This is a genomic window from Mycolicibacterium gadium (assembly GCF_010728925.1).
In the GTDB taxonomy this organism is placed as follows: domain Bacteria; phylum Actinomycetota; class Actinomycetes; order Mycobacteriales; family Mycobacteriaceae; genus Mycobacterium; species Mycobacterium gadium.
This window is the reverse complement of the sequence record NZ_AP022608.1, coordinates 1,113,499-1,129,300: the sequence shown is the minus strand read 5'-3', so window position 1 is coordinate 1,129,300 and position 15,802 is coordinate 1,113,499. Positions and strand designations below refer to the sequence as shown.

The window sequence follows — 15,802 nt, the reverse complement described above, 5'->3', positions numbered from 1 at the left end:
TTGTCGGCCGTGACATTGATACTGCTTCCCGCCGTTGACGTGGTCGAGGGCCGCGCCGTTCGCCTCATGCAGGGAAAGGCCGGCAGCGAGACCGAATACGGCTCGGCGCTCGACGCCGCGATGAACTGGCAGCGTGACGGCGCGGAGTGGATCCATCTGGTCGACCTCGACGCCGCATTCGGCAGGGGCAACAACCGTGAACTGCTCGCCGAGGTGGTCGGACGGCTCGACGTCGCGGTGGAACTGTCGGGGGGGATCCGCGACGACGACTCGCTGGAGGCGGCCCTGGCCACCGGATGCGCCCGTGTGAACCTCGGCACCGCCGCGCTGGAGAATCCGCAGTGGTGCGCGAAGGTCGTCGCCGAGCACGGCGACAAGGTGGCCGTCGGGCTAGACGTGAAGATCTCCGGCGACGACCACCGATTGCGGGGTCGCGGGTGGGAGACCGACGGCGGTGACCTGTGGGACGTGCTGGAACGCCTTGACCGCGAGGGATGTACGCGCTTCGTCGTCACCGACGTGACCAAGGATGGCACGCTCAACGGGCCGAACCTCGACCTGCTGGGCAAGGTCACCGATCGCACCGACGCACCGGTGATCGCGTCGGGCGGGGTGTCCAGCCTCGACGATCTGCGGGCGATCGCGACCTTGACCGACCGTGGCGTAGAAGGCGCGATCGTCGGAAAGGCGCTGTATGCCGGGCGGTTCACGCTTCCCGAGGCGCTCGCGGCGGTGGCACCGTAGATGGCCCTCGATACGGCGGACCTCGATGCGTTGGTCGCCGTGGCCACCACGATCCTCGACGATGCGGCCAAGCCGTTCGTCGAGGGTCACCGCGCCGATTCGGCAGTTCAGAAGAAGGGTAACGACTTCGCCACCGAAGTAGACCTGGCGATCGAACGCCAGGTGGTCGAGGCGCTGCGGCGGGAGACCGGCATCGAGGTGCACGGCGAGGAGTTCGGCGGCGCCGATGTCGATTCGCCGCTCGTATGGGTGCTCGATCCGATCGACGGGACGTTCAACTATGCGGCCGGATCTCCGATGGCGGCCATCCTGCTCGGACTGTTGCGCAATGGCGAGCCCGTCGCCGGCCTGACCTGGATTCCGTTCACGGGTGAACGATTCACCGGCGTCGTCGGTAAACCGTTTCGCAGCAACGATGTTCAGCAGCCGGCCTTGCAGCCGATGAAGTTGTCCGAATCCATCGTCGGGGTGAGCACTTTCAACGTCGATTCGCGCGGCAAGGTACCCGGGCGCTATCGGCTCGCGGTGATCGAGGAACTGAGCCGCAAGTGCTCGCGCATGCGGATGCACGGCGCCACCGGGGTCGACTTCGCCTACACCGCCTCCGGGATCCTCGGCGGTGCTATCAGTTTCGGCGCGCACGTGTGGGACCACGCTGCGGGTGTCGCGCTGGTGCGGGCGGCGGGCGGCGTCGTCACGAACCTGGACGGCAGCGATTGGACCACCGAATCGCGCTCAGCGTTGGTCGGGGCGCCGGGCGTGCACGGGGAACTACTCGAACTGTTGCAATCGGTCGGCACACCGGAGGATTACTAGATGGACCTCGCGGTTCGCATCATTCCCTGCCTTGATGTCGATGATGGCCGGGTGGTGAAGGGCGTGAATTTCGAGAACCTGCGCGACGCCGGGGATCCCGTAGAACTGGCTGCCGCATATGACGCCGAGGGCGCCGACGAGCTCACGTTCCTGGACGTCACCGCATCGTCGGCCGGACGGGCGACCATGCTCGAGGTCGTCAAGCGTACGGCGGAGCAGGTGTTCATTCCGCTGACGGTCGGCGGTGGTGTGCGGTCGGTGGCCGATGTCGATATGTTGTTGCGCGCAGGTGCCGACAAGGTCGCGGTCAACACGGCCGCCATCGCCAGACCAGAACTGCTGGCCGAGTTGTCGCGCCAGTTCGGTTCGCAGTGCATCGTGCTTTCGGTCGACGCACGCACGGTGCCGCAGGACCAGGAACCGACACCGTCGGGCTGGGAGGTCACCACCCACGGTGGGCGACGCGGGACCGGCATCGACGCCGTCGAATGGGCGACCAGGGGAGCCGAACTCGGTGTCGGTGAGATCCTGTTGAACTCGATGGACTTCGACGGCACCAAGGCCGGGTTCGACCTGCCGATGATCACGGCGGTGCGCGGGGCGGTCAACGTCCCGGTGATCGCCAGCGGTGGCGCAGGGGCGCCGGAACATTTCGCACCCGCGGTCGTTGCAGGTGCTGACGCGGTGCTGGCTGCTAGCGTGTTCCATTTTCGGGAGCTGACGATCTACCAGGTCAAGGCGGCCATGGCGGCAGAAGGGATCGTCGTGAGATGAGTGCACTGGACTCCGACGTCGCCGCCCGGCTCAAGCGCGACGCTCGCGGATTGTTCGCCGCGGTGGTGCAGGAGCGGGGTACCGGCCAGGTGCTGATGGTCGCGTGGATGGACGACGACGCGTTGGCTCGGACATTGGAAACCCGTGAGGCGACCTACTATTCGCGGTCGCGCGATGAACAGTGGGTCAAGGGCGCCACGTCGGGACACACCCAGTATGTGCACTCGGTGCGACTGGATTGCGATGGTGACACGGTGCTGCTGGAAGTCGACCAGGTCGGCGCTGCGTGCCACACCGGCGACCACAGTTGCTTCGATGCGGACGTGCTGCTCGCCCAAGAGTCCTAAGCTTCCGGTGTGAAGCGACGCCTGGTCGCCGGCATAGCGGCAACCGCGGCTGCGTTGACTGCGCGCCGCTATCTGGCCAATCGTGCGGCTATGGGCGACGTCGCACCCGAGTTACGCAGCCCGCTGCTGTGGATGCTGTCCCCGCCGTCCAACATGGGCATGCTACCCATGACTCGCTTCAACTCTCGGTTGCGCACGCCGTCCGGCGATGGCGTGACGGTGACCGAACACCGATCCAGTGAGCCCGGCGTCCGAATGCTCGTCACGGCGCCGAAAAACAGCGATCAGCGCCGTGCCGCGGTGTTATGGATCCACAGCGGCGGGTTCGTGGTGGGATCACCGCAATTCGAAGCGTTCGTGACGGGTCAGATCGCGCGCGAGATCGGTGCCGTGGTCGTCGCGCCGGCGTACCGGCTCGCGCCCGAACATCCGTTTCCCGCCGCGCTGGACGACTGCATGGCCGCCCTTTCGTGGGTGGGCGCGAATGCCGATGCGATCGGTGTCGACGCGAACCGGATCGCCGTAGCTGGTGCCAGCGCCGGTGGTGGTCTGGCGGCTTCGATGGCGCAGCGCTGCCATGACGAAGGAATCCCGCTTGCAGCACAGGTACTCGTGTATCCGATGCTCGACGACCGCACCGCGCTCGTGCCCGACCACGGCCCGCGTGGACATTTCATGTGGACGCCCGCATCGACTCGCTTCGGGTGGGCGTCGTACCTTGGGTGCCGGCCGGGCGCCTCAGGCGTCCCCGAATATGCGGTACCCGCACGCCGGTCGGACCTCACCGGCCTTGCGCCTGCCTGGATCGGCGTCGGCGACCTCGATCTGCTTCACGACGAGAGCGTGGTTTACGCAGAACGGTTGCGGGAAGCCGGCGTTGATTGCGAGTTGATCATCGTTCCAGGGATGTACCACGCCGCGGACGGTATCGCGCGAAATGCGCCGTCGATGATGAGGTTTCGCGCCGGCATGCTCGACCATCTGCGAACGCATCTGACTGCTGAGGAGGGAGGATGAAGCGAGTCGCGGCGGTTCTCGGCTTGGCGATCGTGGCCGCGATCGTGCGCAGCCACCTTCGAATCCAAGATGCATTGGTTCACGTCGCACCCGAGTTACGCAGTCCCATCCTGCCGTACGTCGCCACCCCGCTGACCGCTAATAAGCTTGGCGCGTTTCGGCTGATCTTCAAGTTCCGCACCAAGCCGGGATCCGAGGTGTCCGTCACGCAGCACTGTGTCGGCGAGTCCTCTGTACGCGCTTTGCTTTTCACGCCGTTTCAGCGCGATACACCGAGTCCGGCGGTGCTGTGGATCCACGGCGGAGGCTACGTCGTCGGCACGCCAGAGTTCGAGGCGGCCGGCACCGGCCGCCTGGTGAGCGACCTCGGGGTGGTCGCGGTCTCACCTGACTACCGTTTGGCGCCCGAGCATCCCTACCCCGCGGGGTTGGACGACTGCATGACGACACTGCGCTGGATGCTCTCCCACGCCACCGATTTGGGCATCGATGCTGGACGGGTCGCCGTGATCGGCGCCAGCGCCGGCGGCGGACTAGCGGCCGCGGTGGCCCAGCGTTGCCACGACGAAGGCATCGCTTTGCGGGCGCAAGTACTGGTGTATCCGATGCTGGACGACAGATGTGCGCTGCGTGGCGACCATGGGAGGCAGGGACGTTTCGCGTGGACGCCGGAATCGAACACGTTCGGCTGGACGGCCTATCTCGGTCGCGCCCCGCGGATGTCGGATGCCCCCGAATATGCTGCTCCCGCACGCCGAGTCGACGTGTCGGGGCTCGCACCCGCCTGGGTCGGGGTTGGCGAGCTCGATGTGTTCCACGATGAGGACGTCGACTACGCAGAGCGCCTCCGGGAGGCTGGCGTGCCGTGCGAGTTGGTCACTGTCCCGGGGATGTACCACGGAGCCGACGGCATCAAGTCGAAAGCGCCATCTATGCGGGAGTTTCGCGCAAGCCTGCTCGAGCACCTGCGAACCCATCTACTGGCGGACGGGTAGATGGGCTGGTTCGATCGGGTTGTCAGGATCAATGCCGGCGCCCGGGTCACCCGTGCGAGCAAGCGCGAGGCACTGTCCGCATTCGACGAACTCAACACGTTGGGCGTCGAGCGTGATCGCTTGATTCGTGAAGGCCTGCCCGAGGTTGCCACAATCGTCGGATTCGAACAGAACGTCGCTGCCACGACAGTTGGTGCCTGGCATGAGCTCTCGTTAGACGTCGAGCTTGCAGGTGGCGAGCCCTACCGGGCCACGCGGCGGGTGGCGCTGGAACTGTCGACGGCACCGCACATCGCGGTGGGTGCGCGGGTGCCGGTTCGCGTCGACCCGAAGGACCGCTCAACGGTTCTCGTCGTCACGCAGCCCTAGCGACTAGCCCACCTTTGACGGTCACCGGTCGATGATGCGGGTGACCTTGGCGCGGGCGGTCCATCGGCCTTCGTCGTAGCCGACGACCACGGGATGGTCGAACGCGGCGCTGACGTTGTCGGTCGTCACCGTTGTCCGCGCGGGACCGACGGCAACGGTGTGCCCTTCGGCGATCAGCAAGGCGTGCGTCGTGGTGGTCGGCAGCTCTTCGAGATGGTGGGTGACCAGGATCGACGCGACCTCGGGATGCGTCTCGTCGAGCGAATCGATGGTTTCCAACAGCTGTTCTCGTGCGGCGACGTCGAGGCCCGTTGTCGGCTCGTCGAGCAACAGCAGTCGCGGTTCGGACACCAGCGCGCGGGCGATGAGGGTGCGACCCCGTTCCCCCTGCGAGAGGTTCGGCCACACGTCAGTCGCCTTGTGCGACAAGCCGACCGCATCGATCATCGCGTTCGCCCGACCGAGTTCCTCGGGATCGGGCGTCCAACGCATCGGGAGGTCGATGGTCGCCGTGATACCCGTCAGCACCACCTCGCGCACCGTCAACGAATACTGCAGCCGGTGACGGGGATTGACGTGACCGATGGAGTGACGCAATCGCGCGAGGTCCACGCGCCCCATCTGCTCGCCGAGAATGCGCACGGTGCCCGAGCTCGGAAACGTGACCGCCGCGCAGAATCCCAGCAGTGTGCTCTTGCCGGCACCGTTCGGACCGAGCGACGCCCAGTGCTCACCGGCGTTCACGGTGAGTGAGATGCCGTCAATGATCTGCTTGCCGTCGCGACGGAACGTCACGTCGGCGAGTTCGAGATCCGGTGTCACGCCGACTGACGTTGGCGCAGCACCTCCAGCGCCTTGTCTGCGTGGGTGTCCATGTTCACCTCGCTGGCTATCACCTCGAGGACCGTGCGATCGGTGTCGATCACAAACGTTGTCCGCTTGACCGGCGACAGCTTGCCCAACAGCCCGCGCTTCACCCCGAACTGTGCGGCGACGGCTCCGCCGGTGTCCGACAGCAAGGGATAGTCGAAACTCTGCTTGTCGGCGAATTTCGCCTGTTTCTCGACGGCATCGGTGCTGATGCCGACGCGGCTGGCACCGACCGCGGCGAACTCCGCGCCGAGATCGCGGAAATGGCACGCTTCTTTCGTGCATCCCGGCGTCATTGCGGCGGGGTAGAAGAACAGCGCGATCGGTCCACTCGCAAGCAACTCTGTAAGGCTTCGCACAGTGCCTGTCTGGTCCGGTAATTCGAACTCTGCAACCTGGTCGCCACGTTTCATGATCGCCACGCTACGCCCACCGAAATTCGTTGGCGCGGGTTGCCATGGCCATGAGAGCGTACGTCCGATGCTGGATGTCGACGGGTTATTGTCCAACGGCTACGCGAAGATCGAGCAGGTGGCTTCCCGCAGTGTCGCCGATGCGGCGCGTGCCGTGCTGTGGCAGCAGCTGGAGCTATCTCCCGATGATCCCGCCGGTTGGTCGGAGCCCGTTCGCTGGGCGGCCGATCTGACGGGGCAAGGGCCGTTCGGTGAGTTGGTGCGCAGTCCGGCGCTTGCGCAGGCGCTGGACGTTGTCTGCGGTGTAGGAGGGTGGTTGCCGCGAGGCGCGCTGGGCAACATCCCTGTGCGGTTCCCCGTTGCGCCGCCCAACGACGACCGCGGCTGGCACATCGATGCCAATACGCCGCAACCCGACGGGTCGTGGGCGGTGACCGGACGTCCGCACACCGTGCTGATGCTCACCCTGCTTTCGGAGGTCGGTCCGGACGACGCACCCACTCGCATCCGCGCCGGATCACACCGCGACTTGGCGCGCGTGCTGGGTCCCGATCCGGTTACGTTCGCCGAGATGGGTCGGCTGGTCGACGAGGTGAGTGCGCACCGTCCGGTGGTGCACGCCACGGGACGACCCGGCGACATGTTCCTCGTTCACCCGTTCACGGTGCATGCCGCCGACGAGCACCGCGGCCGCACCCCGCGGTTCATGGCGCAGGGGCCGGTCGTGCTGACCAGCCCGCTGACCCCTGCGTCGTCGTCGCCGCTGGCACGCGTCTGGGAGGATTGATGAGTGCAAACGACCGCCAACCTCGCCCTCACCACCTCACGCGAGGACTTCCGGGCGCTGGCCGCCGAGCATCGAGTGGTGCCGGTGACTCGCAAGGTGCTGGCTGACAGTGAGACTCCGCTCTCGGCCTACCGCAAGCTGGCCGCCAACCGGCCAGGGACGTTCTTGCTCGAGTCGGCCGAGAACGGCCGGTCGTGGTCGCGTTGGTCGTTCATCGGCGCCGGTGCGCCGTCGGCGCTGACGGTCCGTGACGGCGAGGCCGTCTGGCTGGGCACCACCCCGCAGGATGCACCCACCGGCGGTGAGCCGCTCGCGGCCCTGCGCGCGACGCTGGAGCTGCTGAAGACCGAGCCGGTGACGGGCCTGCCCCCGCTTTCGTCGGGTCTGGTGGGGTTCTTCGCCTACGACATGGTGCGACGTTTGGAGAGGCTGCCGTCGCGTGCGGTGGACGATCTGGGACTGCCGGACATGTTGCTTCTGCTGGCCACTGACGTTGCCGCCGTCGACCACCATGAGGGCACGATCACGCTGATCGCCAACGCGGTGAACTGGAACGGCACCGACGAGCGGGTGGACTGGGCCTATGACGACGCGGTCAGCCGGCTCGATGTGATGACCGCGGCCCTCGGTGAGCCGCTGGCGTCGACCGTCGCGACGTTCAGCAGGCCCGAGCCGCTGCACCGTGCACAGCGCACTGTGGAGGAATACACGGCGATCGTCGAGAAACTCGTCGGCGACATCGAGGCCGGCGAGGCGTTCCAGGTGGTGCCGTCACAGCGGTTCGAGATGGACACCGACGCCGATCCGTTCGACGTGTACCGGATGCTGCGGGTGAGCAACCCGAGTCCGTATATGTATCTGCTCAATGTGCCCAACGATGCTGGCGGACTGGACTTTTCGATCGTTGGATCAAGCCCGGAAGCGCTGGTGACGGTCAAGGATGGCCGGGCGTCGACGCACCCGATCGCCGGCACGCGGTGGCGCGGGCAGACCGAGGAAGAGGATCTGCTGCTCGAGAAGGAGCTGCTGCACGACGACAAGGAGCGCGCCGAGCACCTGATGCTGGTCGATCTGGGCCGCAACGACCTCGGTCGGGTCTGCCGGCCCGGCACCGTGCGGGTCGAGGACTACAGCCACATCGAGCGTTACAGCCACGTCATGCACATTGTGTCGACGGTGCACGGCGAGCTGGCCGACGACAAGACCGCGCTGGACGCGGTCACGGCGTGCTTCCCGGCAGGCACGCTGTCCGGGGCGCCGAAGGTGCGTGCCATGGAGCTGATCGAGGAGGTCGAGAAGACCCGTCGCGGGCTGTACGGCGGCGTGCTCGGCTATCTGGACTTCGCGGGCAACGCCGATTTCGCGATCGCGATTCGCACGGCGCTGATGCGCGCGGGCACGGCGTATGTGCAGGCCGGTGGTGGAGTCGTGGCCGACTCCAACGGGCCGTACGAGTACACCGAGGCGGCGAACAAGGCCCGCGCGGTGCTGAACGCCATCGCGGCCGCAGAAACGCTGACCGAACCGTGATTCGGATCGCGCAACTGGGGCTGGTACTGGCCGCGGCGGGGCTGTGGGGGGCGTCGCGGATGGCGTGGGTCGATGTGACGTCGTTCGACGGGCTGGGGCAGCCCAGGACTATCGCGCTGTCTGGTGGGGCGTGGTCGACCGCACTGGTGCCGCTGGCCGTTCTGCTGCTGGCCACCGCCGTCGCCGCGCTGGCGGTGCGGGGCTGGCCCTTGCGGGCGTTGGCCGTACTCGCAGCGATCGCCAGCGCCGGTATGGCGTACCTGGCGATCAGCCTGTGGGTGATGCGTGACGTCGGCGTCAGGGCGTCGGATCTGGCCGATGCACCAGTTGCCGACCTGGTTGGGACTCAGCGGCATTACGGGGGTGCAGTGATCACCGCGCTGGCAGCGGTCGTCACACTCGTGTGCGCAGTGCTGCTGCTGCGCTCGGCATCCAGGAACAACTCAGGCATGGCTCGCTACGCACGCCGTACGGCTGTTCCGGCGGACAAAACGGACGACGCGATGTCGGAGCGACAGCTGTGGGAAGCACTCGACGAGGGCCGTGACCCGACCGACCCGGACAAGGGGCGGTGACACCGGAGGGTGTGGCGACCGTTACCCTTCGTTAGAGATCTGTGGGCATCATCCGAGAGGAATCAACACCCATGAGTTCGGCAACCGTGCTCGACACCATCATTGAGGGTGTTCGCGCTGATGTTGCAGCTCGCGAGGCTGTTCTGCCATTCGCAGACATCAAGGAAGCGGCCAAGGCCGCACCGTCTCCGCTGGACGTGTTGGCGGCTCTGCGCGAACCCGGCATCGGTGTCATCGCGGAAGTGAAGCGCGCCAGCCCGTCACGTGGAGAGCTGGCGTCGATCTCGGATCCTGCGGCGCTCGCTCGCGCATACGAGGACGGCGGCGCACGCATCATCAGTGTGCTGACCGAACAGCGCCGGTTCAACGGCTCGCTGGACGATCTCGACGCGGTGCGCGCAGCGGTGTCAATCCCGGTGCTGCGCAAGGACTTCATCGTCGGCCCGTATCAGATTCACGAGGCGCGCGCGCACGGCGCCGACATGCTGCTGCTGATCGTCGCCGCGCTCGAACAACAGGCGCTGGAGTCCATGCTCGACCGCACCGAATCGCTTGGAATGACAGCGCTTGTCGAGGTGCACACCGAAGAAGAAGCCGATCGAGCCCTGCAGGCCGGCGCGAAGGTCATCGGAGTCAACGCACGCGATCTGAAGACACTGAACGTCGACCGGGACTGCTTCGCGCGCATCGCCCCTGGCCTGCCGAGCGGGGTCATCCGCATCGCCGAGTCGGGAGTCCGGGGCACTGCCGATCTACTCGCATACGCCGGGGCAGGCGCCGATGCCGTACTCGTCGGCGAGGGACTGGTCACCAGTGGTGACCCCCGCGGCGCCGTTGCCGATCTGGTCACCGCAGGTACGCACCCGTCCTGCCCGAAACCCTCACGCTGACACGGCGATGAGCCGCTTGCGCGAAGAGCATCGTTGATGGCCGACCTCGCCGGGCCGGAGTTGCCGCGTTCCAGCGCAGCGGTGGCCGAACCCACCGTTCACGACCCCGATGCGCGTGGTCATTTCGGTGTCTACGGTGGACGATTCGTCCCCGAGGCGCTGATGACGGTGATCGAAGAGGTGACCTCGGCCTACGAGAAGGCTCGTGGCGATCAGGCGTTCCTCGACGAACTGGATCGGCTGCAGCGCCACTACACCGGCAGGCCGTCGCCGATCTACGAGGCGACCAGGCTCTCTGAACATGCGGGCGGGGCACGACTGTTCCTGAAGCGAGAAGACCTCAACCACACCGGATCTCACAAGATCAACAATGTGCTCGGTCAGGCGCTGCTGGCCAAGCAGATGGGCAAGTCGCGGGTGATCGCCGAGACGGGCGCCGGCCAGCACGGGGTGGCGACCGCTACCGCCTGTGCACTATTGGGTCTGGAGTGCATCATCTACATGGGTGCCGTCGACACGGCACGTCAGGCGCTGAACGTCGCGCGGATGCGCCTGCTCGGCGCGGAAGTGGTGTCCGTCGAGGCCGGTTCGAAGACACTCAAGGATGCGATCAACGAAGCCTTTCGCGATTGGGTCACCAACGCCGACAACACCTATTACTGCTTCGGCACTGCGGCGGGACCTCACCCGTTCCCCACCATGGTGCGTGACTTCCAGCGGGTGATCGGGCTCGAGGCGCGTGCGCAGATCCAGTCGCAGGCCGGCCGGCTGCCCGATGCGGTGACGGCGTGTGTGGGTGGCGGGTCGAATGCGATCGGAATCTTCCACGCGTTCATCGACGACCCCGGGACGCGGCTTGTCGGATTCGAAGCGGCGGGCGACGGCGTCGAAACCGGTCGTCACGCAGCGACATTCGCGGGTGGGACACCCGGGGCATTCCAGGGTTCGTTCTCGTACCTGCTTCAGGACGAAGATGGTCAGACCATCGAATCCCACTCGATTTCGGCTGGTTTGGACTATCCGGGTGTAGGTCCCGAGCATGCCTTCTTGAAGGACATCGGCCGTGCCGAGTACCGGCCGATCACCGACACCGAGGCGATGGACGCGTTCGCGCTGTTGTGCCGCACCGAGGGAATCATCCCGGCCATCGAATCGGCGCACGCCGTCGCGGGAGCGCTGAAGCTGGGCGAGGAGCTGGGTAGCGGCGCCATCGTCCTGGTCAACCTGTCGGGACGCGGCGACAAAGATGTCGAGACGGCGGCGAAATGGTTTGGCCTGATGGACGGTGAATCGTGAGCCGGTTGGCCGCTATGTTCGACACGTGCCGGGCCGAAGACCGCGCCGCGCTGATCGGTTACCTGCCGACCGGCTTTCCCGATGTGCCGAAGTCGATCTCGGCGATGACTGCGCTGGTCGAATCCGGCTGCGATCTCGTCGAGGTGGGCATCGCGTATTCGGATCCGGGTATGGACGGGCCGACGATCGCGGCGGCCACCGAAGTTGCGCTGCGCGGCGGTGTGCGGGTGCGCGACACGTTGGCAGCCGTCGAGCAGATTAGCAACGCGGGCGGTCGGGCCGTGGTGATGACGTACTGGAATGTGGTGCTGCGCTGGGGTGTCGACGCGTTTGCGCGCGACCTGGCCGCAGCCGGCGGACTGGGGATGATCACGCCCGATCTGATTCCCGACGAGGCGTCGGAGTGGATCGAGGTATCGGAAGCCCACCACCTGGACCGCATTTTTCTGGTGGCGCCTTCGTCGACGCCGGAGCGGTTGACGGCGACGGTCGAGGCTTCACGCGGATTCGTCTATGCCGCATCGACGATGGGTGTGACCGGCGCGCGCGACGCCGTATCCAATGCTGCGCCCGCGTTGGTTAGCCGCGTGAAAGCGGTGTCGGATATCCCGGTCGGCGTAGGCCTCGGTGTGCGGTCACGCGAGCAGGCGGCAGAGATCGGTGCCTATGCGGACGGGGTGATCGTGGGTTCGGCGCTGGTGTCGGCCTTGCAGGACGGGGAGGACGCGGTGCGGACACTGACCACTGAGCTCGCCGAAGGAGTACGGCAGAAGGTTACCGCGTGACGACGACTGTGCTCGCCTACATTCCGAGTCCGTCGCAGGGCGTTTGGCATATCGGTCCGGTTCCGATTCGTGCGTATGCGTTGTTCATCATCGTCGGGATCGTGGTGGCGTTGGTCATCGGCGACCGGCGGTGGGAAGCCAGGGGCGGTGAGCGCGGCGTCATCTACGACATCGCGCTGTGGGCGGTGCCGTTCGGTCTGATCGGCGGCCGGCTCTATCACGTCATCACCGACTGGTCGAAGTACTTCGGTGAGGGCAAGCCTGGGATTCTCGGGGCGCTGCGAATCTGGGACGGTGGCCTGGGAATCTGGGGTGCGGTAGCACTTGGTGGCGTCGGAGCATGGATCGCGTGCCGGCATCGTGGCATTCCGCTGTCCGCATTCGGCGATGCGATTGCGCCGGGAATCATTCTGGCGCAGGCGATCGGCCGATTGGGCAATTACTTCAACCAGGAGTTGTACGGGCGACCGACGACGGTGCCGTGGGGTCTGGAGATCTACGAGCGCGAGGGCGCCAACGGCGTGGTGAGCCCGGACCTGGCCAACGGTGTATCGACGGGCCAGCTGTATGAGGTCGTACATCCGACATTCCTGTACGAATTGTTGTGGAATGTCCTGATTTTCGCGCTGTTGATCTGGGTCGATCGACGGTTCAAGATCGGTCACGGCCGGTTGTTCGCGCTGTATGTCGCGGGCTACTGCTTGGGTCGCTTCTGGATCGAACTGTTGCGTAGCGACCAGGCCACGCTGATCGCCGATATCAGGGTCAACTCGTTCACGTCGACGTTCGTGTTCATCGGTGCGATGGTGTACTTCATGGTGGCGCCGAAGGGGCGCGAGGACCCGGCGACGCTGAAAGGGAAGCCGCACGATGAGTCCCTCGTCAGCGAGGTGGCCGACGAACTGGTCGCTGTCGCGGCGACTTCGGGCGTGGTAGCGGCGGCCAAGGCGGCTGGGCAGGATGAGGACGAAGATGCTCGGGTCGAAGCGGATGAGCACTTCGATGTGGAAGATGTCGAGCCTGACGATTCCGTCGATGAAGAGACTGCCGCCGAAGCCAAACTGCTTGCGGCGGCGGTAGCGGCCGAGGCTGAGGAATCCGCAGCCGGTGAGGAGGCTTCGGTCGAAAGTGCCGACGAGGCCGAAGAAGTCGCCGAAGCGGTGGCGGCCGAAGAAGCTGACGGCACGGACGACGACGCCGAAGAAGCCGAGGCCGACGAACTCGCGGTCGAACTGGCTGAGGCCGCAGAACACGTCGAGGACGAGACCGACGAACCACCCGAGGAGGCCGAGGACAGCACCGACGACGAGTTGGAGTCCGTCGGTGGGGTCGGTGCTGTCGAGGGTGAGGACGCGGTCGCGGCGCAGGAGGCCGCGGATGAGGTTCATGAGACCGCGGTCGAAAGTGCCGACGAGGCCGAAGAAGTCGCCGAAGCGGTAGCCGCCGACGGCGGAGATGCCGATGCCGACGAACTCGCGGTCGAGTCGGCTGAGGCCGAGGACAGCACCGACGACGAGTCGGAGTCCGTCGGCGGGGTCGGCGCTGTCGAGGGTGAGGACGCGGTCCAAGCGCAAGAGGCCGCACCCGAGGTCCACGACGCCGCGGTCGAAAGTGCCGATGAGGCCGAAGAAGTTGCCGAAGCAGTGGCGACCGAAGAAGCTGACGGCACGGACGACGACGCTGAAGCTGAAGATGCCGGAGCCGACGAACTCGCGGTCGAGCTGGCTGAGGCCGCAGAACACGTCGAGGACGAGACCGACGAATCACCCGAGGAGGCCGAGGACAGCGACGACGACGAGTCGGAGTCCGTCGGCGGGGTCGGCGCTGTCGAGGGTGCGGACGCGGTCCAAGCGCAAGAGGCCGCACCCGAGGTCCACGACGCCGCGGTCGAAAGTGCCGATGAGGCCGAAGAAGTGGCCGCCGACGTGGCCGCCGAGGATTCAGCAGCCGACGATGCCGAGGCGGAGGAATCCGACGGCTCCGAGGCTGAACAGGATCCTGGCGAACAGACGTCTGACTCGCTGGTTTCGGATACTGCGGCCACAGTGGTACGGCCGAAGGCCGAACCAACACCACCGGTCGCCCGGCCCCAAGAGCGCGGCGGTCGACTCCGCCGGATTCTCCGTCGCAGCCGCTGACTGTTACAGCCCAAGGGCCGAATGGATGCTCCTATCTCTGTTATGGGTCAAGCAGCGTCGATGATCAGGGTGTTTAGCCATTGGCGGTAGTTGGTTGCGAGGGTGTCGTCGCGTTTGAGGCCGCGTTCGAGTCGGGAGATCGTGATTGGCCAGACGTTGAAGTGTGCTGCCGCGGCGGTCAACGTGATGTTGCGGGCTTGGCGGGCTGGACGTAGGTCGCTGTAGTCGTCGATGGGGCAGGGCTGGGTGAGGTGTCGGAACATCTCGCGAGCGATGGCCCGTTTGAGTAGACGTAGGACGTCTTTCTGCTGCGCCCGGCGGCCAGTTGGCGGGCGACGTAGTCGCGGGTTCGTCGGTCGTGAGACCAGCGGACCAAAGCGATGCGGTGCAGGGCGTTGTTGGCGGCGCGGTCTCCGCCGCGGGAAAGCCGATGCCGGTTGGTTTTTCCCGATGAGGCCGGGATCGGTGCGACCCCAGTCAGCATGGCGAACGCTGCTTCGCTGCGTAGTCGGTGACTGTTGGTGCCGGCGGTGATGAGCAGTTGGGCGGCGGTGTCGGGGCCCACTCCGTAGGCCGCCCGCAAAGCGGGGTTGAGCGCGGCGGTCAAGGCGTCGAGCTCAGCGGTCAGCTCACGGTCTTGGCGCTCGAGGTACCCGATGCGCTGCGCGAGCGCTTTGCAGGCGATCAGCACCGACACCGTTGTGGGGTTCTCGTGTGCGCTGGGGCGGCAGCCGGCCAGCGCTTCGACCAGACGCAGGGTGGTGGGGTAACGGCGGTAGCGTTCCCGAAGGTCGGCCGGGGCGGTCACGAGCAGGTCCTGATCTGCTGGATAGCCGCGGTGCGGGCTTTGATCGCGCCGCGACGAGCGATCAGCAGCGCTTTGAGGGCCCCGGTGTGGGGTCTTTGGCACGGCAAGGCCGTGGCCGGCCAACACCGCACGAGCAGCGCTATAAGCATCGAGAGGGTCGGATTTGCCTTGGCGGCGCCGCGCCGAGCGGTCGGGACGGTTGACCTCGACGACGTGAATGTCGTTGATCTGCAATGCTTGTGTCAAGCCTGCACCGTAGGAGCTGGTGCCCTCAACACCGACAGCGACGACCTCGCCGAAACTACGCGCCCAGCAGATCGCGGCCCAGTAGCCGCTCGGGTTGGTACGGAATTCGGCATCGCCAAGCAGTCCGCCGGTATCGGTGATCGCAGCCACGTGGATGGTGTCGAGGTGGGTGTCAGCGCCGATGACGACGCGGCGTGGGGATGTCACGATGGTGGTGTCCTCTCCGTGCAATGAACCGTGCGGCCGAGTGACAACCCGGTAGGGCGGGCAGACAAGACATTGATGAGGCAGCGGACAGGCTCCTGATTAAGTCATGTCCGCCCTACCAGGGCTGTTGTGGTACTTGCCCGCACGTCGCCGGTGAGACAAATCAATTGGAAGACAACCCAGCAGGGCGCCAGT

17 protein-coding genes are annotated in these 15,802 nt (G+C 66.2%); 14 read left to right on the top strand and 3 right to left on the bottom strand.

Annotated features, from left to right (window positions below; all coding sequences use genetic code 11):
* The 7 genes from priA to G6N36_RS05450 are packed head-to-tail and all read left to right on the top strand — an operon-like array spanning window position 1 to window position 5,062.
* Window positions 1-744 carry a bifunctional 1-(5-phosphoribosyl)-5-((5-phosphoribosylamino)methylideneamino)imidazole-4-carboxamide isomerase/phosphoribosylanthranilate isomerase PriA gene (gene priA, locus G6N36_RS05480; protein ID WP_163685568.1) on the top strand — a complete coding sequence of 248 codons (744 nt, stop codon included), beginning with the start codon at window positions 1-3 and terminating at the stop codon, window positions 742-744.
* A complete protein-coding gene (locus tag G6N36_RS05475; RefSeq protein ID WP_163685567.1) occupies window positions 745-1,560 on the top strand; it encodes an inositol monophosphatase family protein in 816 nt (271 codons plus the stop codon). It abuts the gene before it with no gap.
* On the top strand, window positions 1,561-2,334 hold the full coding sequence (hisF, locus tag G6N36_RS05470) for an imidazole glycerol phosphate synthase subunit HisF (RefSeq protein WP_163685566.1): 774 nt from the start codon (window positions 1,561-1,563) through the stop codon (window positions 2,332-2,334).
* The gene (gene hisI, locus G6N36_RS05465; protein WP_163685565.1) at window positions 2,331-2,681 is read left to right on the top strand and encodes a phosphoribosyl-AMP cyclohydrolase; all 351 of its coding nucleotides are present in this window, start codon (window positions 2,331-2,333) and stop codon (window positions 2,679-2,681) included. Before hisF ends, hisI begins: the two co-directional genes overlap by 4 nt.
* 9 nt (window positions 2,682-2,690) lie before the next feature.
* Window positions 2,691-3,698, top strand: coding sequence for an alpha/beta hydrolase (locus G6N36_RS05460; RefSeq protein WP_235689975.1), 1,008 nt, complete (start codon window positions 2,691-2,693; stop codon window positions 3,696-3,698).
* Window positions 3,695-4,693: an alpha/beta hydrolase gene (locus G6N36_RS05455; RefSeq protein ID WP_163685564.1), complete on the top strand. Its 999-nt coding sequence runs from the start codon at window positions 3,695-3,697 to the stop codon at window positions 4,691-4,693. The genes G6N36_RS05460 and G6N36_RS05455 overlap by 4 nt, the downstream gene beginning before the upstream one ends.
* Complete coding sequence (locus G6N36_RS05450) at window positions 4,694-5,062, top strand: hypothetical protein (protein WP_163685563.1); 369 nt, start codon at window positions 4,694-4,696, stop codon at window positions 5,060-5,062. It begins immediately after the preceding gene.
* 21 nt (window positions 5,063-5,083) lie between these two features.
* Here G6N36_RS05450 and G6N36_RS05445 read toward each other — a convergent pair whose 3' ends face one another.
* Together G6N36_RS05445 and G6N36_RS05440 are read right to left on the bottom strand one after the other, a co-directional pair.
* On the bottom strand, window positions 5,084-5,884 hold the full coding sequence (locus G6N36_RS05445; RefSeq protein WP_163685562.1) for an ABC transporter ATP-binding protein: 801 nt from the start codon (window positions 5,882-5,884) through the stop codon (window positions 5,084-5,086).
* Window positions 5,881-6,345, bottom strand: coding sequence for a peroxiredoxin (locus G6N36_RS05440; protein WP_163685561.1), 465 nt, complete (start codon window positions 6,343-6,345; stop codon window positions 5,881-5,883). Before G6N36_RS05440 ends, G6N36_RS05445 begins: the two co-directional genes overlap by 4 nt.
* Window positions 6,346-6,412: 67 nt before the next feature.
* Here G6N36_RS05440 and G6N36_RS05435 point away from each other — a divergent pair, with 67 nt between their 5' ends.
* The 7 genes from G6N36_RS05435 (at window position 6,413) to lgt (ending at window position 14,346) form a co-directional block, all read left to right on the top strand.
* On the top strand, window positions 6,413-7,132 hold the full coding sequence (locus tag G6N36_RS05435; RefSeq protein ID WP_163685560.1) for a phytanoyl-CoA dioxygenase family protein: 720 nt from the start codon (window positions 6,413-6,415) through the stop codon (window positions 7,130-7,132).
* 3 nt (window positions 7,133-7,135) lie between these two features.
* A complete protein-coding gene (locus G6N36_RS05430) occupies window positions 7,136-8,662 on the top strand; it encodes an anthranilate synthase component I (protein WP_163685559.1) in 1,527 nt (508 codons plus the stop codon).
* Window positions 8,659-9,237 (top strand): TIGR02234 family membrane protein, encoded by a 579-nt coding sequence (locus G6N36_RS05425; RefSeq protein ID WP_163685558.1) that lies wholly within the window; start codon window positions 8,659-8,661, stop codon window positions 9,235-9,237. The genes G6N36_RS05430 and G6N36_RS05425 overlap by 4 nt, the downstream gene beginning before the upstream one ends.
* A gap of 71 nt (window positions 9,238-9,308) precedes the next feature.
* Window positions 9,309-10,127 carry an indole-3-glycerol phosphate synthase TrpC gene (gene trpC / locus G6N36_RS05420; RefSeq protein WP_083123320.1) on the top strand — a complete coding sequence of 273 codons (819 nt, stop codon included), beginning with the start codon at window positions 9,309-9,311 and terminating at the stop codon, window positions 10,125-10,127.
* Window positions 10,128-10,163: 36 nt separating this feature from the next.
* On the top strand, window positions 10,164-11,423 hold the full coding sequence (gene trpB / locus G6N36_RS05415) for a tryptophan synthase subunit beta (RefSeq protein ID WP_163685557.1): 1,260 nt from the start codon (window positions 10,164-10,166) through the stop codon (window positions 11,421-11,423).
* Entirely contained in the window at window positions 11,420-12,208 is a 789-nt protein-coding gene (gene trpA / locus G6N36_RS05410; RefSeq protein WP_163685556.1) for a tryptophan synthase subunit alpha, read from the top strand. Before trpB ends, trpA begins: the two co-directional genes overlap by 4 nt.
* Entirely contained in the window at window positions 12,205-14,346 is a 2,142-nt protein-coding gene (gene lgt / locus G6N36_RS05405; protein ID WP_163685555.1) for a prolipoprotein diacylglyceryl transferase, read from the top strand. Before trpA ends, lgt begins: the two co-directional genes overlap by 4 nt.
* A 178-nt stretch (window positions 14,347-14,524) precedes the next feature.
* On the opposite strand, the gene G6N36_RS05400 is transcribed toward lgt, so the two are convergent.
* Window positions 14,525-15,607 carry a transposase gene (locus tag G6N36_RS05400; RefSeq protein WP_235689974.1) on the bottom strand — a complete coding sequence of 361 codons (1,083 nt, stop codon included), beginning with the start codon at window positions 15,605-15,607 and terminating at the stop codon, window positions 14,525-14,527.
* Between the last annotated feature and the right edge of the window lie 195 nt (window positions 15,608-15,802).